The following is a 21,680-nucleotide window of genomic DNA, read 5'->3' on the forward strand; positions in this document are numbered from 1 at the left end:
ATTCATACTTCTCTACAATGATTTATATCACTTGATGGGGATAATCTTACTCAAGTAGTATATGGAAGTACCATAAAGGGGACTTTACTGTAGAGACCTATTTTTTTGATGACGGGGTCCAAAAAAAGACGCTCCAAAAATGAATGTTTGTTCTTTACCATGACCAGCAATTCAACGGGGTGCTTTTCTTGAAAGGCATTGATGGCCGGTATCAGTTCTTGGTCGGGCAGGTCGTAGAATTCATGGTTGTGTTCCAACAGTTTTCCTTCCAATCGTACTTTTTGGTTTATTTGTCCTTCATCGAGTCCTTCTGGCGAGGATATGTGCAATATATGTAGCTTGGAATGCTCTAGCTTGGAGAATTTGAGCAGAAAATCCAGGTGGGCTTTTTGGTAATCCACTTCATAATCGGTAGGGAACAAGATGTTTCTTGGTGGTTCATATTCAAAATCATTTGGGATCACCAAAACCGGTACTGCAGATTTTTGGATTACCTGAACCGTATTGGAACCAAAAAGAATTTCCATAGCTCCTGTGGCACCTTGTGTTCCCATCACAATAAAATCGACACCCTCCTTATGGGAAATGGAATCCATCTCTTCTGCCAGCGTATTAAAGGCGGCATGGGACACAAAAGTGTGCTTGGCGGGATTGGACAGGGGCTTGATTGTTTTTATGGTATCCTCCAGAGTTTCCTCTACACTATTTCTTTGAACATCCGGTAATCCCAACTGTCCAGGGCTGCCCAGTGTATAATCCACTCGGTAAATGGGAGGTGTGTAGGTATGCACCAAATAAAACCTGCAGGTATGATCTTGCAATAACTTCAAGGCATAGGCAATGGCATGGAACGCATTTTCGGAAAAATCGGTGGGCAATACTACTTTGATCATTACTCAGACTATTTTAAAACCCTAATTATATCAAAGTTACACAAGCTTTCCCAGTCATGGTATGATTTGCATCACATGGTTCCAAAAAATCGAAAGGATAATCTTTCAAACCTTATTCGTGTATCACATAGAAGGGTATTTTTGTATGAAAACTGATTTGTTCCACGATGGAATCGAACAAAACCTGCTGTATAAAATTGATATTCTTGGCTACCATGAACATCATATCAATTTCCCGGCTTTCCACAAAACATTGAATGGCAGACTTCACTTTTTTGTTGGTAATGGTGTGAAAGCTATGACCTTCTTGGAGAGTTTCCTTTATAAAATCCAAAAGATATTCTTTATTGTTCTTTTGTTCCTCGGTCAGGTGATCGCCCTCCTGTATTGCATGCATAATACGAAATTGCGACTTGCCCAGCCTCACCATTTCCATCATGGGTCGAAGGATTTTTAAAGAATAGAAAATGTTCAAGTCTGTGGGAAAGGCAATTTCCCTGGGTTTGGACAATTCAACATCCTCGGGAACCACTAGGGTATTACATTGGACCTTGGTGATAACATCTCCGGTATGGGTTCCCACTACCTTTTCCTTGATTCCCGATGCTCCCTTGGTCCCCATCACAATAAGGTCGATATTGTTTTCCTGAAGGTGCTTTTTGATGGTGGGGATAAAGAACCCATATTCGTGCAAAGGGAAAAAGAAATGATTGGCCTCCAAACTGTGCTCCCTAGTTTCCTTGACTAGATCGGCCAATTCCTTTTTGGTGCTTTCGGTGACCTTATCGGTTTCCGGGTAAAGTCCGGCATCGTTTTTAGTATCTAGGAGCGTACCAACATGGAGCAAATAAAAGTTGCATTCCAAAGAGCTGAACAGCATCTGCGCATACTTGAGTGCCCTGATGGAGTTCTGGGAAAAGTCGGTCGGTACCAGAATATTCTTCATTATGTCATAAATTGTGGGCACAAGTTTATCATTCACAAAAAAATAAGGAATGATAAATATCACTTACACTATTTATGGCATTGATTTAATTAATGTACCTGCTCCAGAGCCTCCTTGTCGAGTACCAAAATGTTTCTATTTTCGATGGCAATAAGTCCTTCTTGTTTAAAATCCGACAACGTTCGTATCAAACTCTCCGTTGCAATGCCCGCAACGCCTGCCAAGTCGCTTCGCGTAATTTTTAAGGCCTGTTGTTTATCCCTGTTTATTGCTTTGGAAAACAGCAAAAGAGTTTGCGCCGTTTTTTTTCTCACCGAACTGTATGCCATTTGCAACAACTGCTTTTTTATTTCCGTGAGGTTGCCCGCAATAACATCCATCAATTCCAGTGAAATGCTTTTATTGTCCTCTAAAATGGCCTTGACCTTTTCTTTGGATATACCCGCCAGTTCCACGTCATCGATGGCAATGGCATATTCCTGATACGGCAAATGGTCTGTCAATGAAGTAAACCCCAGAAAATCGTCCTCGGCGTATATGGAGGTAATCAGTTCCTTTCCTTCTTCATCCAGACTACAACTTTTGACGACGCCTTTTAGGATAAGGAATACCATGTTTGAATGGTCTCCGCTGTTATAGATAACCTCGTCCTTTTTAAAGGAGAGCTGTTCTCCATGATCATCAAAAAAATTTTTTAGTTCGTTCAGGGTACGTATCTCATCCTCCCTTACCTGTTGTGGCCGCTCCTTGAGCATGGTATCCATTTGTTTTGCCTTTTCCAAGCGGCACTCAATGGCGGACAAAAGCTCTTCTTCTTCAAATGGTTTTGTCAAATAATCATCGGCACCAAGATTCATGCCCCTCCTCACATCCTGTTTTTCGGTTTTGGCAGAAACGAAAATAAACGGGATATGGCGTGTGCTTTTGTCTGATGATAATTCTTCCAAGACCCCGTATCCGTCAAGTTCGGGCATCATAATATCGCAAAGTACCAAATCGGGGAGTTCCTTTTTTGCCATATCCACAGCTATTCTTCCGTTTGATGCCGAACACACATTAAAACCGGACAATTCCAACAATTCTGCTACATTTTCGCGTAGCGTAGTGTCATCTTCAACCAGTAAGATTTTTTTCATTTTCCTTGTTATTTATTGGTATGAACAGAGTGAACGTAGAGCCTGTCCCCATTTCACTCTTAAAAGTTACATTTGCGTTTAGGTTGTTCATATGTTGCCGCACAATATTGAGTCCTATTCCCGTCCCTTGAACGGTTAGCACATTGGTGGCCCTAAAATATCTGTCAAAAATAAATGGCTGATCCTCGGGCGGTATACCAAACCCATTATCCAAAATATCAATTTTCAGTTGGTCATTTTCTTGGGATACCTTCAATTCAATATCCGAATGCTCAGGAGAATATTTTATGGCATTGTGAACTAAATTGGAAAGTGCCAATCCCATGATTTTTTCATCAAATTCCACTACAATCCCATCGATATCCCTTGGATACTGTATCCGCTGGCCCTCTTTTAAGAGCATATTGGCGTCGTACACTACCTCATTTATCAACTTGCTCAGCGGAAAAGAGGTCATGGAATAATTCACCTTACCGAGGTCCAAACGCTCGATGGAAAGGAAATCCGTAAGTATATTATCCAGATACTTTACCTTGGATTTAATGGTGGTAATGTGTTTGTCCCGCTTATCCTGCTGTTCCGATGTGGTATATTTTTTCAAAAGGGATGTTGAGGTCAAAATACTGGAAAGCGGTGTTTTAAACTCATGGGATACCAAGGAAAGAAATTTGGTCTTTAGCTCGTTTAGCTTTTTCTCGGCCTGTAGTGCCTCCCTTAATTGTTGGGTTCGTTCCTCTACGGTATTTTCCAGTTGCTGTGTGTAATTTTTCCTCTCGGTAATATCCAGAACAATTGCCACACACACCCTCCTTCTCCCGATAAAGGAGAGTTGGAGATGTACCTCGACCGGATATAGGGAACCGTCCTTTCGTTTATGGATGGTTTCAAAAATCACCTTTTCCTTTCGTCCCAAAATTAATGGCGATATCAAACGTTCCAAAACATCCTTGGTGACCTCTGGTTTAATGTCCATTACGGACATCGTGCCCAAATCCTGCATATTGTACCCCAAATTCATTTGGGCACCACGGTTCACATTGATAAAAATAAAAGATTCCGCATCGAACACATAAATTTCGTTCAGTGACTCATCAAAAATCTGAAACCAATAATCTATGGTCTGTTCGGCCTTCTTTTTTTCAGTGATGTCCATGATCAGGGCCAAAACATATTGCTTTTCTTGAAGCTTGAAAGGGTTAAGGCTAATTTCCAATGGAAACTCTTCCCCACCTTTGCGAATTCCAACCAGGTCCAACCCCTTTCCCATTTGCCTGGCCTTGCCCTCGCCCATAAATTTATCGGCCAGTTTGCCATGTTTGTGCTTTGCGCGCTGTGGAATTAAAATGTCCAAAGGTTTGCCGATAAGCTCTCCCTCCCTATAATCGAACATTTTATTGGCCGCTTTGTTGCTCGCGGTAATTTTCTGTTGGGCATTGACAATGACTATGCCCTCGGAGATAACCTCCGAAAACATACCCAATATGTTACTTTCTTCAAATTTTTTCAAAACAATTCCTAAAATTAGTGATTTTGATCATGCATTAATGTCAATTGGATCAGTATATTTAATCTTGAGTTAAAAATTAAGAAAATGTTGGAATCTGAAAAAAATCAAGTGAACGAATTATACCAAAATCTAGGAAAACTCTTTTATGCTATGGCCATGGCTGACCATAGTGTTCATATGAAGGAAATGGAAAAGCTGAACGAAGTTGTCCGTGACCATTGGCTGGAGGTTGATGATATTGAAGATGAATATGGAACCGATTCTGCTTTTCAAATTATTTCTGTTTTTGATTGGTTATTGGAATATCAAAAAGACAGTGAAGAGATTTACGAGGAGTTTGAAGCATTCTATGTGGAGCATAAAATTCTGTTCACCCCAAAAATCAAACATTTGGCCATGTCCACTTCAAGAGCGATAGCCGCAGCATTTTATGGGAGCAATAAATCGGAACTTATCCTATTGGGCCGCCTGCAGTTACTCTTCGAAGAATAATCAAATTTTGATGGTCATTACCGGTATTTTGGCGTGATTGGAAACATTCTCGGCCAAGCTTCCAACAACAAAGTGGTCCAATCCCTTGCGGCCATGGGTTGGAATCACCAATAGGTCGGCGTTTCTTTCAAAACAATAACGCAGTATGCCCCGCTCCACGGAATTATCGTCATAAAAATGGATATCGATTTGCTCGCCCAATTCTTTTTTAAAGTTTTCCATTCGTTTGACCACATCATCCCTGCCCATAAAATTGGCCCCGGCACTGTGCACATATACCACTTCCAAGGAAGCGTTGTTCAATTGGGCAAATGCCTCGGCTTTGCGATATACCGGAATGGCCTCCATCTCCAGGTCACAGGCCATCACCATTCGTTTAATATCAAATTCATTGGAGCTTGCCTTGATTACGATAACGGGAAGTTCAGAGGAACGCACCACCTTTTCCGTATTGGACCCAACAAATAATTCCTTTAGTCCGCTGGTACCATGCGACCCCATTACGATCAAATCACAGTTTTGCTCAAGGGCCACCTGATTTACTTCTTCAAAATCCTTATAATTTTGGATAACGCCGTCCACAGGAATACCGTTGAGATACTTCTTTTTGGTAAATTCATTGATTTTATCCTTTGCCAATTTCAAGAAATACTTGGCTTCTGCCTCTTCGCTTACATCGGAATTGGCCAAAACGGAATCGGACATTCCGATCATGTGGAGCAAAACAATTTCGGCCCTATGTTGTTTCGCAATTTTTGATGCTGCTTCAAGGGCGTATTCGGAATGTTTTGAAAAATCGACAGGTACCAATATTTTTTTCATGACATCGAATTTTAGGGGTTGGAATGTTTCCCGAACCAACTTATCCTTAAAAGTAATCTCTAAACGATTCTTTTCCTATGACATCTGTCATGTCAAAAAAAACATGTTCATTTCAATGCATTGAGTCTTCTTTTTAAAGCTGCCACCTCCTGTTGTAGACTTTCCACTTGACCCAATAAATGGTAAATGGCCTGGATTCCTTCAGGGTTTATATCGAGTTCATTGTGCAGACGGACCATTTTTTCCAAAAGTGGCAGATCTTCCAAATGTAACTTTCCCCCTTCTTGTTCAAAATGAATGTGTAGAATCTCATATTCGTACATGGAACGAACAAAAGATTCACCAATCCCATGGCGTTCACAAAACGTTTTTAACGATATATATTGTTCTTCCTTCATTTGCACTATGCTAAGTTGGTTTTTTCCAAGGATTCAAACAACGACTTTTGTTCCGGGGTCAGGTTCTTGGGCATTTGTACCACATAAGTTAGGTACAGGTCGCCAAACTGTCCTTCCTTTTTATATTTCGGGAACCCTTTCCCCTTGAGCTTCACCTGTGTTCCGTTATCGGTTCCTGGAGCTACTTTTAATTTCACTCTTCCTGTCAGCGTCTCCACTTGTATCTCTCCGCCCAAAACAGCTTTGATCAAAGGAATTTCAATGGTTTTGTACAGATTTTCCCCGTCGCGTTTAAAAGTTGTATTGTTGACGATGGAAAAGGTAATGTAGAGATCCCCAGGCGGTCCCCCTTCGATACCTGGACCTCCATGCCCCTTGATTTTAATGGTCTGCCCATCTTCTACACCTGCGGGAATGGTCAATCGGATATTTTTTCCGTTCACCGTTAGCGTTTGTTTTTGGGTTGTGTAGACATCTTTTAGGTACAATTTTAATTCAGCGTTGTAATCCTGTCCCCTAAACCGTACCCGTTGGCCACCGGAACCAAACCCGGCACTTCCGCCGCCGAACATCGACTCAAAAAAGTCCGAAAAATCTTGGGCAGAACCTCCAGAGCGACTGTACGTATACCCCGAACCGGTATTTTGACGAGCATGTTGTGAACGTGATCGCTTTGCTTTTTCAAACTCTTCTGCATGTTGCCAATCCTTACCATACTCATCATATTTTTTTCTTTTGGAGGGATCGGACAATACTTCATTAGCTTCGTTCACGCGCTTAAAGTTCTTCTCCGCCTCCAGATCATTGGGATTAAGATCAGGATGATATTTCCTTGCCAACTTCCGATAAGCCTTTTTAATCTCATCGGTGGATGCTTTATTGTCCACCCCCAATACTTTATAATAATCGATAAAATCCATAAGTCAATCTAGCTAGAAATCTGAGTTTGGTTGAACCGTAAAATACCTTATCAAATTTCGCTAAAATCTTCTTTCTTCACAATGACCTATGTCAGAACATCCCACTTTGCCTTCAAAAGTTTTTGATTTTCGTATCTAAGCTACAAGAAGTACCTTTAAGTTGATAAATCCCAATACATGATCATTCATCAATTCGACCAGACCAATTCCGTTTTGAATAGTTTTATTGCTGAAATAAGGGATGTCAATATTCAAAAAGATGCCATGCGGTTTCGCCGCAACATTGAACGCATTGGAGAGGTTCTGGCTTACGAAATGAGCAAAACATTGGATTATGAACCAAAAGAAGTCACAACTCCTTTGGGGATCAAAAAATCCTTTCTATGTTCGGATAAGTTGGTGCTGTGCTCCGTGCTCAGGGCCGGTTTGCCATTACACCATGGCATCTTAAGTTACTTTGATGGGGCCGAAAATGCCTTTATTTCGGCATACCGTAACCACCCTAATAACGATGATGCATTTGAAGTCATTGTAAACTATTTTGCAGCACCTCCGCTTGATGATAAAATTTTGGTGTTAACGGACCCCATGCTGGCCACGGGAAAAACTTTGGAAAATGTACTTAACGCCCTAAAAGGCCATGGTTCGCCAAAACAGATTCATATTATATCCGTAATCGGTTCCAAAACCGGCGTGGCAAAAGTGGCAGAAACATTTCCCGATTATACCCAGTTGTGGATTGCAGCTGTTGACGAAGGACTCACCAGCAAGGGTTATATTGTTCCAGGTTTGGGCGATGCCGGTGATTTGAGCTATGGAGCCAAACTGTGACCTAACCTTAAAGAATCACCTCGAAGACCTCGTAAATTTTTGGAATATGGCAATGCCACCCGTATTTTTCATGAATTTTGTCCCTATAAGCTTCCATTGAAGAAAGTTCCCCATGTACCAAAAACACCTTTTCCGGAATGTTTTTAACAGCACCCATCCAAGTCAATAGTTCCGATTGGTCCGCATGTGCAGAAAGACTCTCCAAATGATGGACCTTGGCCTTGATAGGAACATGTTTACCGTAAACCTTAAGTTCTGTGGCTCCCTCCAATAATTTTCTTCCGCGGGTCTCCTCCGCTTGGAAACCTACCAATAAAATGGTGGTAGATTCCTTATCCGCCAATTGCTTTATGTAGGTCAGTACACGCCCCCCTGTTACCATGCCACTACCAGCAATCACAATTTTGGCCCTCGGGTCGTCAATCGTTTCCCATGTCTCCGCATAGGAGCTCACCAGATTGATGTGACCGTTCATATTTGAATATTCCGTTGGGGTCAATTTGTGCCAATTCGGAAAATTCTGGAATACTTCTAGCACATTGTTTCCCATAGGGCTGTCCACGAAGATGGGAATATTGGGAATCTTGTTCTTCCGGTAAAGTTCCCATAATTGATACATAAGGGATTGAAGGCGTTCCACAGCAAACGAAGGAATGATAAGCGTACCCTTTTTATGTAGGGTCTCTTTGATCAAACCGATCAAAATATCCTCTACATCCTCTTTTGGGTGCAGGCGGTCGCCATATGTGCTTTCCACAAAAAGATAATCGGCCCATTCGGGTCGCTTCGGCGGGTCGAGAAGTTTATCATGCTGCCTACCTACATCCCCGGAGAACACCAACCGTTTTCCATACAGATTGATTTCAATATAAGTGGAGCCTAGTATATGACCGTTATATAAAAAAGTTGCAGAACAATGGTCATAAAGGATAATCTCTTCTGCTTCTTCTACCTGCTCAAAGAACTTTAGGGCAAAGGCAGCATCCTCTTTGGTGTACAAGGGCAGTGCGGGATTGTGTTTACTGTAATCCTCTTTATTGGCCTTGGCGGCCTCTTCTTCCTGGATTTTGGCGCTGTCCCCTAAAATAATACGAGCAATTTCCAAGGTCGGGCCGGTACCCAGTATCTTTCCCCTAAACCCTTGGCGAACTAAAAGCGGTAAATATCCACAATGGTCCAAATGCCCATGGGTAAGCAGTACATAATCAATTTTAGAGGCATCAACTGGCAATTTATCCCAATTCAAGGCACGTAAGGCCTTTACCCCTTGGAACAGTCCACAATCCACCAAGATTTTGACCTCATCCGAATACAGATAGAATTTTGAACCGGTTACGGTTTCAGAGGCGCCTAAAAAATGGATTTGAAGCTTTTTCATGCTATGGTCACAAATTGCAAAGTGATTTCATCTCTTTTAGGATTCGTTGCTTGCGGCCATTTGACACCCCTAAATGATCGAGTAGAAAACTACTTTTTATCAATTGCCTGCAAAGAACTATATCTCTCTCCAACAAAAATTGTTTTTCCCGATTTGAAAGTAAGGTGGACACTGTAATGGGATACAACCGTAACCTGTCAATTCGTTCTTTGAGTCCATCACCTTGAGGGTAATCCCAGCTCAATAGGTATAAGCCAGCACACTTTCCATATTCCAGTGCATCTTGCGAAAACCTAGTGTTAGTGACCACCCAACCCTGAATGGTTTTATAGGTGCTGTTCCTTGTTGATTCCAATGGCCGCTTTACATCGATGTACCTGGAATTGATGTACAATGGGACCTTTACATTACATTTAAGACCATCTTCACCGTGAAACTTACATTCTATAACATTCAAGGTTTCATTTTTTGTGGCAAGTACATCGATTTCGTGAGAAACACAGGTGCCCTGTAAAACCTCTCCTGTTTTGGTATCAAAACCAGAATAATGCAAAATGCCACTAATGAATTTTTCGAATGGAAATCCAGTGGGACCAAGTTCATAAATGGCCTTTTTTAGTTTATACTTGGATGCGTAGACAGATGCCTTCTTCTTTAGAAGGGCAAAGGCTCGATTATAAATTTCTTTCGTGGTGATGCCTTGATAGAGTTCATCTTGAACACGACTCAAAATCTCTTCAACCATTTCATCGGAGGCTCCGCTGAACTGTAATGAGTTTTTCAGCTTTTCCATGGAAAAATCCACTTTTTCCCCCGATGATTTGGTAATATGAAAATGTTCTGCGCCCATACCACTAAAATACGCAAGGTTTTGATCATTAATCACATTTTAGGACGGAAATGATATCTGAAAAGGAGCTACATCAACATCAAGAAATGGCACTCTCCGACACGTCCACTTCCTTGACCGTTCTTCCTTTTTGAATGGACAACCGCGCATCTTCAAGAATCAGGTATAGACATGGCACTATAACCAGTATGATTGCCGTGGCAAATACAATACCGAATCCAAGTGAAATTGCCATGGGTATCAGATAAAATGCCTGACTTGAGGTTTCCAAAATAATGGGGGCCAAACCACCAAATGTGGTCATAGTAGTTAAAATTATCGGTCGGAACCTTCTCAACCCAGCTTCGTGAATGGACTTGTAAATAGGGTCGCCTTCTTTCCTACGCTTGTTTGCATAATCGATCATGATCAAAGAATCATTTACAACTACACCGGACAATGCAATGACTCCCATCAAACTGACCAGGGAAAGATCATAACCTAAAAGAATGTGGCCTATGACTGCTCCCACAATCCCGAAGGGAATGGCCGTCATCACGATCAAAGGTTGCACATAACTGCCAAAAGCTATGGCAAGTAATGCATAAATTAAAAGCATGGCTATGGCAAAACCGGCCCGAAGGGTACTTGTACTTTCCCGCATATCTGCCTGACTTCCCTCAAAAGTCCATGTAATCCCAGGAAAATCCGCCCTCAGTTGGGGCAATGTTTCCTCCTGTACTTTTGCAATGACCCTGTTGACAGCATTAGCGGGTTCCACATCCATGCCGACATTGACGACCCTACGTCCGTCCCTACGGTTGATACTGGTAAATGCCTCTCGTTGTTGAACCTCGACCACGTCCATTAAGGGTACCTCTACTCCATCTTGTGTACGAATCAGGAAATTTTCGAGGTTTTTGATATCCTTACGTTCTTCCATGGGAAGTTTTACCCTGACTTCAATTTCATCCATACCCCGGAGCTGTCTCATTGCCAAGGCGCCAAAAAACCCGTTCCTTACCTGCCTTCCCACCTCGTTGGAGGTCAGTCCCAAGTTCCTTCCTTGTGTCAAGAGCTTAAAATCGTACTGTAATTTTCCTTTATTGTAATTATCGGTGACGTCCCGTGTATTGGAAAACATCTCCATACGCTCTACAAATGCGGTACTGGCCTTTTCCAGCACACCGATATCGGTATGGCTCAAATCTATGCTAATGGCCTGCCTAGCTCCTCCGGGGCCTCGTTCCGCTTCAAAGGTAATTTGATCAACACCTTCGATATCGCCAATATTGTCGCGCCATAACGCAATGACTTCTCCCGCGGTAATATCCCTCCGGTCCGGTGGCAACATTACGATTTCCACATCAATAAAATTTTGTCCACGTACATTGGTCTTGATCCCTTCGGCAACCTCATATAAATTGTGTTCCTCGAACATTCTTTGGGTAGCATCGGAGATATCGTGGGCTACCTTGGCAGCTTGGTCCGGGGTTGTTCCCACTGGCAGGCGGACACCTGCCTCTATTTCATCCGCTGCTACTTCGGGCATCATGATCATTCCCATATGCCCACTGTAGCCATAGCCACCAACAATTAATAAAAGTGCAATGGCACTTGACAGGGTAATATATCTATGCTTAAGACACTTATCCAACAACGGGCGATACCATTTGTCGACCAACTCGTTGAACTTATTGGCAAAAGCGCCCTGCCAGTTTTCTAGTTTATGCACCCATTTGTTTTTGCTCGGGTCTTTTTTTAAGTGTGCCAAATGCGATGGTAGAATAAACAAAGCCTCCAACAATGAAACCGCCAATATTACAATGACCACAGCTGGAAGGGGTTGCCAAAACTTACCTGTTTCCCCGGGCATAAAAAGCAGTGGTACAAAAGCGATAATGGTTGTGGTAATACTAAAAACCACGGGCAACGACACATCCTTGGTCCCTGCAATTGCCGCTTTTATGGGGCTCAACCCTTTTTTCCTGTATTCGTAAACGTTCTCTCCCACTACAATGGCATCATCAACCACAATACCAAGTACCACCAAAAACCCAAACATGGATATCATATTGACACTTATACCTATGAGGGGAAGAAATATCATTCCTCCGATAAAGGAAACCGTCATACCCATCATCACCCAAAAGGCCAAACGGTATTCCAAGAACAAGGTGAGAATCAACAATACGATGATAATGGCCAAGACACCATTTTCGGTAAGTAAGGACAATCGTTCCCGATAATCGGATGCCCTATTGCTATCGGTACGATAATTCACGCCTGGTGGCAATTGGAAATCCTCCAGTATTCCCAAAGCTACATCCTCAATTTCCATAGGCGATTGGTCACCTATCCTAAAAATTTGGAGCTCCACGTAATTTTGTTGATTAAACTGTCCGTGAAATCCGGTTTCTTCAAAATCATCGGTAATGGTAGCAATATCGCTCAAGCTTACCTTGGCCCCAGCAGGTGTGGATACGATGGTAATGCTTCCGTATTCATCCGCCCATTGTTTACGTTCCTTCATTCTCAGCAATATCTCACCACTCTGTGTTTGTACTGCTCCTGCGGGAACATCGTTACTGCTCTGTCTTATTATGTCCGCCACTTGGCCAAGGGTCAAGTTATATTTTTGAAGATTGTTCCGGTTTATTTCGATACGGGTCTCATAATCGGGCACATTGTTGAGCTCCACTTGGGTAATGGCAGGATTGCTCAACAAAATGGTCCTCAAACGTTCGGCCAGTATCCGAAGTGTCCAAATGTCCGCCTTTCCATAAAGACCGATTTGGAGTACATCACGTTGTCTGGAACGTAGGCTCACCTCTGGCCGTTCTATATCATCAGGGAAAGTTCGAATTCTGTTGATGGCCTGATCAATGTCCTGAAAGGCTTTCATTCGTTCGGAACCTGCAATAAGTTCTATACTGATTTGGCCCGACCCCTCATCTGCCTGTGAAACGATTTCCTTTATGCCCTGAACACTTCGTACGGCTTCTTCCACGGGTTGAAGGACGCCTTGTTCCACCTCTGCTGGCGAAGCTCCCGGATAGGCCACGGAAACATCTACAAAATCCAATTGAAACTCTGGAAAAACTTCTTTTTGGATAGTATACATGGTAAAAATACCACCACCCAAAAGTATCAGCATCAATAGATTTGTGGCTATTGAGTTTCGGGCCATGTAACCTATGGCTCCTTCTTTCCTCACATTCTTGTTTGTATCCTTATCCTTCATCTTCTCGGTTTTCATCATCTTCATTATCTGAAGTTTCTTCTGAACGCGTTCGGAGTTCAACCCCATTGGTTACCGTACTTAGGTTTGTCGATACGACTTTATCACCATCTTCCAGGCCCGATTTTATATAAGCATGCTGATTGTCGGTCAAGATTATATCCAATTCACGGATTTCCAATAGATTGTCCTTCATTACCCATGCAGTTTGATTACTTCTGACCAAATCGCGGTCCAGTCGGACCACATTTGGAATGGAATCAGCTTGAATATTAACCTCCACAAAGGTCCCAATCATCAATTTTGGAGCTCCTTGCAGTTCGTCACTTGTGGCCAAAGGGTCATCTACACGCACCAAGACCCTTGCCAACCGCGTCTGGTTGTCCAATGCGCCTATCTGCCTGTCCAAATATCCTTCGCGATGCGCACCTGATGGCCATGCTGATGGGTTTTCAATACGCACCATAGAACCCTTTTCCTTTTCTGATTCTGGAAATTTCAACCATTGTAATCTTGAAACGGGGACCGTTGCCAATACCCAATAACTATCCGTTCCAACGATTCTGCCAAGGTCATCGCCCTGAGAAACTTGAGATCCCACCGTTACATTTTGACTCAGGATATGTGCATCGAAAGGTGCACGGATGGTAGTCCTGTCCAAGTTTAACTGAGCTTGGTTCATAGAGGCCCTTGCCGCTTCAATGTTAGCTTTAACGGCATTCAATTGTGGTTGACGAAGTACCAATTGGGTCTCGTTATCGGAGAGTGGGTTATCCCCGAACAACGAATCGTTATTGATGAGTTCAAGGTCTTGTTCGGCAATCTGCTGGCGGCCCATTTCCGTGGCCAAGGCCGTCTCGGATTGCAGCAACTCGCTCTTTCGCAATTCCAATGTATTGCGATAATCCGAGGGGTCTATTTGTAACAGGACCTCGCCCTTTTGTACAAAACCTCCCGGGATAAAGGCCGGGTCCCTGCGAACAATCTGTCCCGGTACCAAAGGGCTGAGAATAACGTCTTCTACTGGCTGCACTGTTCCAGTGGCCACTATGGTGGGGGCATATGTTCCTTTTTCCGTTGTTACCACATCAACCAAAATTGCAGTTTCAATGGTGGCTCCCTCACTTTGTGCTTCAGGCTCGGTGAAAAAAATGAGAGTGGTCACTAAGATTCCCCCAATCAAAATGGCTAAACAAATCCAGATTACTTTCTTATTGCTCATATAGTTCGTCGACTTTACTTTTTTGATTTTCTATAGTTCTACCGGTATCAAATCCTCCTGCCAATGCTCTGTATAAAGCTATCCGGATCTGTATATGCTGCAATTGCGCTGACACAAAATCCCTTCGGAGCTGTTGTTCCTGATCTAAGCCCAACAGCACGTCCAAATATGGACTGAATCCATTCAGAAACTCTACACGTAACTGTTTGTTGCTCTTTTCGGCCAATTCCAATTGTCTCCCAATATTCTCCAATCGCTCCGTTTGTTTTACATCTTGCACCATGGCATCTTCAACCTCCCTAAATGCAATCAATGTGGCCTGACCGTATTCATAGAGGCGCTGCTCTTTGATGGCAGTTGCCCTGTCTGCTTCGGCACTGAGCCTTCCGCCATAAAAAATCGGGGCTAAAAGGTTTCCTGCCAAAGAATAGGCCCAATTGTCAAAAAGGTTATCAAAATTGTTGGAACGCAGCTGTCCTCGACCACTCAACGAGAGTCTTGGGTATTTGCTCAGTACCGCAGAGGCCATATCCCTATCAGCTGCCAATAAGAGTGCAAAGGATTGTTTTACATCGGGTCTGCGCCGTACCAAATCCAATGGCAGACCTGCATCTGGTAGTTGGGATATATTTGGCAGGGAGGACCCATCCAGCGAAAGTTGAATTTGTGGTTGCCTACCCAAAAGGACAGATAATTGGTTCTTCAACAACTCAACATTGGTCTCGAATATAATCTTCTGCTCTTTGGTGCTTTCCAATAATTGTGCTTGCCGTAAAATATCCACTGCCCTGATCTGGCCTCCCACGAAGCGGGAACGAATCAATTTGATTATGGCTTCGTTGGTCTTGATTTGATCCTCCGTAATCTTTAATTGTTTTTTTGCTGCTTGTAATTGATACCAAGTGGTGGCTATTTCTGCGGAAAGGGACAGGGAAAGTGCTTCGTAGTCAAAATAACTGGCTTCTGACCGAAACCTTTCTGCATTTATTGCTGTTCCAATACGTCCCCATAAATCCACTTCGTAGCTGGAAAAAAATCCCAATTGTGTATTCTCACCGCCTACAAAATCAGGTTCGGGAAGTGTTCTTGCTGTTTGGGCAGATGCTTCGAGTGTGGGCCATCTGTTAGAAGTTTGCGACCTCACCGAAGCTCTGGAAGCTATAAACTGCTGCCACCTAGCAGCTAAGTTTAAGTTGGACTGCATGGCGGTATCTATCAACGTATTCAACTTCTCATCGTTAAAAACCTCCCACCATTTGCCGGATACCAATGTATCGCCACTTGTACTAAATTCCTGAAATTCTTCAATTGGAGGTGATAGATTCGAATATTTGGGAGAACAATTAAAATAAAGTGTCCCTACGAAAAGAATACAGACAAAAATCCAAAGGTTTCGCCAACGGCCAATTTTGGGATTCACCCGTACCACGTTGTTATTTACCATTACCTTGATTTGATGGATGTAGTTTTATAAAAACTCTACCTATATAATTTCGTGAATTTCAATGGATTTAAAAAATAAAACCGTTCCAACTACGCTACCACACCTCTCAACGTCAAGTTTATACTAACAAGCCGTTTGTCCCATAAAGAAGATTTTTATCCAGGTGACGACCGCAAATGAGTAATACATAACAGAATACTTAGCTTGAAGTTGATGGGGGCAGGGTTAATATTCCAAATAAGTTGGTATATTATACCGCCTTAAAAAACTGAACAACTTTATTATCATGAAATACTTATTTTACACCTTAGTTGGACTTTGCATGTTTATTTCTTGCAAGGAGAACAACGAGAAAACTGCGGAGCAAGAAAAAGACGACCAGAAACGGCCAAATATTGTTTTCATTATAAGCGACGACCATGCCTACCAGGCCATCAGCGCGTATGGTGGCAGGCTGGCCGAAGTGGCCCCTACCCCGAACATTGATAGGATTGCAGAAGAAGGAATGCTCTTTGAGCGCTGTTTGGTCACCAACTCCATCTGCGGGCCTTCCAGGGCAGCCATCCTTACGGGAAAGTACAGTCATTTAAACGGTTTTATCGACAATACCATCGGGTCCAAGTTCAATTTTGACCAGCAAACTTTTGGGGAGCTATTACAACAGGCTGGTTATAAGACCGGGGTTCTGGGGAAATTGCATTTGGGAGATACCCCTTCCAAAGGGTTTGACTATATAGATATTTTGCCCGGTCAGGGATCCTATTACAATCCTACCTTTATAAATGAACAGGGGCAATACGAACTGGAGGGCTACACCACGGAAATCATCACTGAAAAGGCCATTACATGGATGGACTCCGTAAAATCGGAAGAACAGCCCTTCATGCTATTTTTGGGACATAAGTCGCCCCATAGGCCATGGCAGCCCGGTCCCAATGAACTGGGAATGTACGAGAATGTTGAAATTCCCGAGCCCGAAACATTGTTCGATGATTATTCCGGGGGGCGTGAGGTGGCCGGCATGAACTATATGTCAATCTCCGAATCCATGAAAATGGGACCGGACCTAAAGATCACGGACCAGCCACAGAACGGCTTTACCGAAGAGCAACAACAAATGTGGGATTCCATTTACGGTCCCATCAATGAAAAGTACAATAGGGAAAAACCTACCGGCGATGCATTGACCCGTTTCAAGTACCAACGCTATATGAGGGATTACTTGGCCAGTGTGGCCGGGGTCGACAAAGGTGTCGGACATGTTTTGGATTATTTGAAAAAGGCCGGTCTCGATGAAAACACCATTGTCATCTATACCTCTGACCAAGGGTTCTATTTGGGCGAACACGGTTGGTTCGATAAGCGATGGATGTACAAGGAGTCCCTGCGAACCCCTCTTTTGGTAAAGTGGCCCGGCAAAATAAAACCGGGCAGCGTTAATACGGACCTGGTGTCCAACATAGACTTTGCCGAGACCTTTCTGGACATTGCGCAAACCGAAATTCCCGGGGATATGCAAGGTAAAAGTTTGGTCCCCATTCTTGAAGGGGAGACCCCTGAAGATTGGAGGAACGAGCACTATTACCATTATTATGAGCATCCTTCTGAACATGACGTTCGCAGACATTACGGTATAACCACGGATAGGTACAAATTGATTCACTTTTACTATGACCTTGACAAATGGGAGTTGTACGACCTTAAGAACGACCCGAACGAAATGAACAACATTTATGATGACCCACAATATGCAGACGTTCAGGAAAAATTACACCAAGATCTTGAGCACCTCAGGGCCAAGTACAAGGACAACGATTCATTGAACCAAAAATTCATCGAGGAATATCACGAAAAGGTCAAGGACAACCCGTTGATTGAATATTGGAAAATAGAGCCTGAAGAAAGGGAAAGATTATTTCAAGAATACCTGAAAAGTAGGGACAAATAATATCACATCAATTCTTAACTACGTTATAATTTTAGTGGATTTGAATTTGCTCAAAGTTTATTTAATGGCTTACTCCCTCTCAAAAAGTATTTGTTTCGTTTTGATAATCTTGATTATCGGTTGTAAGACCAAATCTGAAAATCAGGATAACACCAATGATAAACCACATAAAGAGGCTCCAAGAAAAGCACCGGAAGGAATGGTATGGATTCCGGGTGGAGCGTTTGTTCAGGGAGCCGTCCCCAACGACAAGATGGCCATGGGGCACGAAAAGCCGGCCCACAAGGTTCATGTTGATGGCTTTTTTATGGACATTCATGAGGTGACCAATGCCGAATTTGCAAAATTTGTGGAAGAAACGGGCTATGTGACCGTAGCAGAAAGGGAAATTGATTGGGAGGAAATGAAGAAGCAGTTGCCTGCCGGTACGGAAAAACCCCATGATTCAATCCTACAACCAGGTTCGTTGATCTTCAAAAAAACAAAGTCCAGTGTTCCCAACCTCTACGATTACTCCCAGTGGTGGGAATGGAAGATCGGGGCCGATTGGAAGCACCCCAATGGACCTGAAAGCACCATCGAGGGAAAAGATGACCATCCCGTTGTACATATAGCCTTCGAAGATGCGTTGGCGTATTGTGAATGGGCCGGACGGAGACTGCCCACCGAGGCCGAATGGGAATACGCCGCCCGCGGAGGGAAGACCGACAGCAAGTTTTCCTGGGGGGACGATATTTCCCGATTGAGCACACATGCCAACTCTTGGGAAGGAGAGTTTCCCGTGGAAAATACCATGAAAGATGGTTTTGAGCGCAGGGCGCCGGTTATGAGCTATCCCAAGAACGGATTTGGACTGTACGATATGGCAGGGAATGTCTGGGAATGGACAAACGATTGGTACAATACCAATTATTATAAGGAATTGGCCTCAAATAATGATATCGCCCAAAATCCACAAGGAGCCACTAGTGCCTTTAACCCGAACAACCCGTATGCCAAGGAAAAGGTAATAAAGGGAGGTTCTTTTTTATGCAGTGCTTCCTACTGTGCCAGTTACAGGATTTCTGCGCGCATGGCCACCAGTCCCGATTCAGGACAGGAGCATTTGGGATTTAGAACAGTGCTGTCCGAATAACTATTCTTTTTCCTTTTTGAGAACGGCTAAAGGAGAGTTCCTAACAATTCCTACACTATTACCTACACCTAGGGCAAATACCAAAAATGTAATGGCCGGTAAAATAATGGCAAACGGTATGACTGAGGGGACAAAAGTGGTATCAAAGAGCATCCACGCAAGCAAAGTGCTTCCCAATACCGCTAGCACAACACCCATAAAGGCTCCCAAAAATCCTAAAATGGTATACTCGATTGCAATCATTTTTAAAATTTGAAAGGTTTTGGCCCCTAGGGTCCTAAGCAATGCTCCTTGTTTTACCCTTTGATGTTTGCTGCTATAAATGGCTCCCATTAGCACCGCGACACCAACAAATATGCTGAAAAATGCCATAAAATTGATGATCCAACCTATTTTGGCCAAGATGTCTTCCAAAAGTTCAAGAATCCGTTTTAAATCCAAAATGGATACATTAGGGAAATCACTGACCAGTTTTTGCTGGAGTTTGGCAGAACTGTCATCATTAGGTGTTCTCAGGGTCATAACACTAAATTGTGGCGCACTTTCCAACACACCTGAGGGGAATACCACCGAGAAATTAGGCTGCAATCTGCTCCAATCCACCTCTCTTATGCTTTGCACGACCGTATTCATGATCCTACCTTGAACATTGAACGAAACCGGGTCACCGATCGTTACCTTGGCCATGTTGGCAAAATCACTGCTTACGGAAATCGGTATATCCATATCTGAATTGAAATTGTTCACCCATTTACCCTCGATCACTTTTTCGGAACCTATAAGACTGTCCCTATACGTAACCCTGAATTCATGGTTCAATATCCATCTACCGACTTGTGACGTAGTATCCTTTCGAATATCTTCCACATGTTTTCCATTGAGGGTCTCCACCCGCATGGTCACAATAGAAATTTTATCTATCACAGGCATGCCCGAGGCTTCAATAGTGTTGGATACGTCTTCGACCTGCTGGCTTTGGATATCCATGAGAATCATGTTCGCACTGTTTGCACTATCCTCAATGGCAGCCTTTTCCAACAACATATCCTTGGTAAAATATAACGTACTGATTAAAAATGTGCCTATTCCTATGGAGAGTACCAATACCAAGGTCTGGTTTTGTGGACGAAACAAATTCTTTAGGCTTTGGCGAGGAACAAAACCCCATGAATACGGGAAAAATCTTTTCAATAGGGCCATAAATAATCGGGCAACTGCGGTCAAAATCAAAAACACAACCAATAGGCCTACCACAAAAAAGAAAGACCTCAATAAATCATCCAATAACCAATATGAAAACCCGAAAACAAAAGATATAATTCCAAATCCCACAAGTAACGTGGCTCTTTTTGAACGGGTTTGGGTTTCCTGTACCACGCGCAATGCTTGCAATGGAGACACATACAGGGTTTTCATTAATGGGTAAAGGGCAAACAACACAGACATGGCCAACCCGAGCGATAGTCCCAAGACGATGCTTTGGAGAGATAGTGCAATGTCCACCTCAACCGGAATCAAATCGCCCAATAGTACGGGAAACAGTTGTTGCAATCCATAGCCAATAATGGTTCCCAAGAGACCACCAACGATTCCCATACAAGCTATCTGAACAAAGAAAATCAAATAGCTCTGCTTTTTTGAAGCACCTAAACATTTGAGCACGGCAATGGATTTCACCTTCATTTGAACATAGATGCCCATGCCACTGGCAATACCTACACACCCCAACAACAATGCAATAAATCCGACCAGATTAAGAAACTTTCCGAAGTTTTCATATCTCCTGCCCAAGCGCCTAGCTTCTGATAGGTGGGTGTCCAGGTCGGCGTCTTCAGCATCGAGAACAGGTTCTACTTTTTCATTCAACAGAGCCATATCCTGACCCTCATCTGCCTTGAAATAATATTTGTACTCGATTCGGCTCCCCGTCTGCACCAAACCTGTAGTTTCAATAAATTGAAAAGGAATCAGTACGGGTGGGGCAATGGCCCCAAACACAGAAGTACTTCCGGGCACATTTTCCAAAGCTCCTGCAATAGGGAGTGTGACTGCCCCCAATTTAATGCTGTCCCCCTTCTTCAAATTGAGCTGTAGCATGGTAGTGGCATCAACCAAAGCTCCACCAGCCTTAAAGCTTGTCTTCGCCGAGGATGGGTTGGTTTCCAAATCTCCGTAAAATGGAAAACCGCCTTCAACTCCCCTAACCTCCATTAACTTGGTTCCGTTGTTTCCTGGAAAAGCGGCCATGGACAAAAAATTGATTTCCTTGGCATCGGAACCGCCCAAGGAATCCATTATTCCTTGAACCTTATCGTTTACAGGTCTATCGCTTTCTATAACATAATCCGCACCTAAAAGGGATTTGGACTGTAGGGCTATATTTTCTTTCAACAGTCTACTAAAAGAATGGACGCTCACCACAGCGGCCACCCCCAAGGTAATGGAGAAGACGAACAATAAAAGTTTACCGTAACTTGCCTTCCCATCGCGCAAGGCCATTTTTAGCAGCCATAAAAATCCAGCGTTGTTTTTTCCCAT

General features: G+C 43.2%; 17 protein-coding genes. 4 read left to right on the top strand and 13 right to left on the bottom strand.

The features are described from left to right. Window positions 1-50: 50 nt before the first annotated feature. The 4 genes from J0656_RS05260 to J0656_RS05275 form a co-directional block, all read right to left on the bottom strand. The gene (locus J0656_RS05260; protein ID WP_207032051.1) at window positions 51-893 is read right to left on the bottom strand and encodes a universal stress protein; all 843 of its coding nucleotides are present in this window, start codon (window positions 891-893) and stop codon (window positions 51-53) included. A 112-nt stretch (window positions 894-1,005) separates the two neighbouring features. Beyond that, entirely contained in the window at window positions 1,006-1,839 is an 834-nt protein-coding gene (locus tag J0656_RS05265; RefSeq protein WP_207032053.1) for a universal stress protein, read from the bottom strand. An 89-nt stretch (window positions 1,840-1,928) separates the two neighbouring features. Then, window positions 1,929-2,975: a response regulator gene (locus tag J0656_RS05270; RefSeq protein WP_207032055.1), complete on the bottom strand. Its 1,047-nt coding sequence runs from the start codon at window positions 2,973-2,975 to the stop codon at window positions 1,929-1,931. Next, on the bottom strand, window positions 2,953-4,482 hold the full coding sequence (locus J0656_RS05275) for a sensor histidine kinase (protein WP_313790183.1): 1,530 nt from the start codon (window positions 4,480-4,482) through the stop codon (window positions 2,953-2,955). The genes J0656_RS05270 and J0656_RS05275 overlap by 23 nt, the downstream gene beginning before the upstream one ends. Window positions 4,483-4,566: 84 nt before the next feature. Between J0656_RS05275 and J0656_RS05280 the strand changes: the two genes are divergently transcribed. Further along, window positions 4,567-4,974: a hypothetical protein gene (locus J0656_RS05280; protein WP_207032056.1), complete on the top strand. Its 408-nt coding sequence runs from the start codon at window positions 4,567-4,569 to the stop codon at window positions 4,972-4,974. Here the strand turns inward: J0656_RS05280 and J0656_RS05285 are convergent, their stop codons facing one another. The 3 genes from J0656_RS05285 to J0656_RS05295 all read right to left on the bottom strand — a co-directional run bounded on the left by J0656_RS05285 (window position 4,975) and on the right by J0656_RS05295 (window position 7,114). Next, window positions 4,975-5,796, bottom strand: coding sequence for a universal stress protein (locus tag J0656_RS05285; RefSeq protein ID WP_207032057.1), 822 nt, complete (start codon window positions 5,794-5,796; stop codon window positions 4,975-4,977). A gap of 107 nt (window positions 5,797-5,903) precedes the next feature. Beyond that, on the bottom strand, window positions 5,904-6,194 hold the full coding sequence (locus tag J0656_RS05290) for a chaperone modulator CbpM (RefSeq protein WP_207032058.1): 291 nt from the start codon (window positions 6,192-6,194) through the stop codon (window positions 5,904-5,906). 5 nt (window positions 6,195-6,199) lie between these two features. After that, window positions 6,200-7,114, bottom strand: a complete 915-nt coding sequence (locus J0656_RS05295; protein WP_207032059.1) for a DnaJ C-terminal domain-containing protein — start codon at window positions 7,112-7,114, stop codon at window positions 6,200-6,202. Window positions 7,115-7,291: 177 nt separating this feature from the next. Here J0656_RS05295 and upp point away from each other — a divergent pair, with 177 nt between their 5' ends. Further along, entirely contained in the window at window positions 7,292-7,945 is a 654-nt protein-coding gene (gene upp / locus J0656_RS05300; RefSeq protein ID WP_207032060.1) for a uracil phosphoribosyltransferase, read from the top strand. Window positions 7,946-7,952: 7 nt separating this feature from the next. Here the strand turns inward: upp and J0656_RS05305 are convergent, their stop codons facing one another. The 5 genes from J0656_RS05305 to J0656_RS05325 all read right to left on the bottom strand — a co-directional run bounded on the left by J0656_RS05305 (window position 7,953) and on the right by J0656_RS05325 (window position 16,059). Beyond that, entirely contained in the window at window positions 7,953-9,323 is a 1,371-nt protein-coding gene (locus J0656_RS05305; protein WP_207032061.1) for an MBL fold metallo-hydrolase RNA specificity domain-containing protein, read from the bottom strand. Between the two features lie 7 nt (window positions 9,324-9,330). After that, window positions 9,331-10,173, bottom strand: a complete 843-nt coding sequence (locus J0656_RS05310; protein WP_207032062.1) for an ATP cone domain-containing protein — start codon at window positions 10,171-10,173, stop codon at window positions 9,331-9,333. 79 nt (window positions 10,174-10,252) lie between these two features. After that, window positions 10,253-13,420, bottom strand: a complete 3,168-nt coding sequence (locus tag J0656_RS05315; RefSeq protein WP_237688851.1) for an efflux RND transporter permease subunit — start codon at window positions 13,418-13,420, stop codon at window positions 10,253-10,255. Beyond that, window positions 13,386-14,615, bottom strand: a complete 1,230-nt coding sequence (locus J0656_RS05320; RefSeq protein WP_207032063.1) for an efflux RND transporter periplasmic adaptor subunit — start codon at window positions 14,613-14,615, stop codon at window positions 13,386-13,388. The genes J0656_RS05315 and J0656_RS05320 overlap by 35 nt, the downstream gene beginning before the upstream one ends. Then, window positions 14,605-16,059: a TolC family protein gene (locus J0656_RS05325; RefSeq protein WP_207032064.1), complete on the bottom strand. Its 1,455-nt coding sequence runs from the start codon at window positions 16,057-16,059 to the stop codon at window positions 14,605-14,607. The genes J0656_RS05320 and J0656_RS05325 overlap by 11 nt, the downstream gene beginning before the upstream one ends. A gap of 286 nt (window positions 16,060-16,345) precedes the next feature. On the opposite strand from J0656_RS05325, the gene J0656_RS05330 reads away from it, so the two are divergent. Together J0656_RS05330 and J0656_RS05335 are read left to right on the top strand one after the other, a co-directional pair. Beyond that, window positions 16,346-18,007 carry a sulfatase family protein gene (locus tag J0656_RS05330; protein ID WP_207032065.1) on the top strand — a complete coding sequence of 554 codons (1,662 nt, stop codon included), beginning with the start codon at window positions 16,346-16,348 and terminating at the stop codon, window positions 18,005-18,007. A 64-nt stretch (window positions 18,008-18,071) separates the two neighbouring features. After that, a complete protein-coding gene (locus J0656_RS05335; RefSeq protein ID WP_207032066.1) occupies window positions 18,072-19,142 on the top strand; it encodes a formylglycine-generating enzyme family protein in 1,071 nt (356 codons plus the stop codon). Here J0656_RS05335 and J0656_RS05340 read toward each other — a convergent pair whose 3' ends face one another. Then, complete coding sequence (locus J0656_RS05340) at window positions 19,143-21,680, bottom strand: ABC transporter permease (RefSeq protein ID WP_207032067.1); 2,538 nt, start codon at window positions 21,678-21,680, stop codon at window positions 19,143-19,145. It lies immediately after the preceding gene.

The sequence above is a fragment of the Flagellimonas aurea genome (genome assembly GCF_017313785.1).
GTDB classification, from domain to species: Bacteria; Bacteroidota; Bacteroidia; order Flavobacteriales; family Flavobacteriaceae; genus Flagellimonas; species Flagellimonas aurea.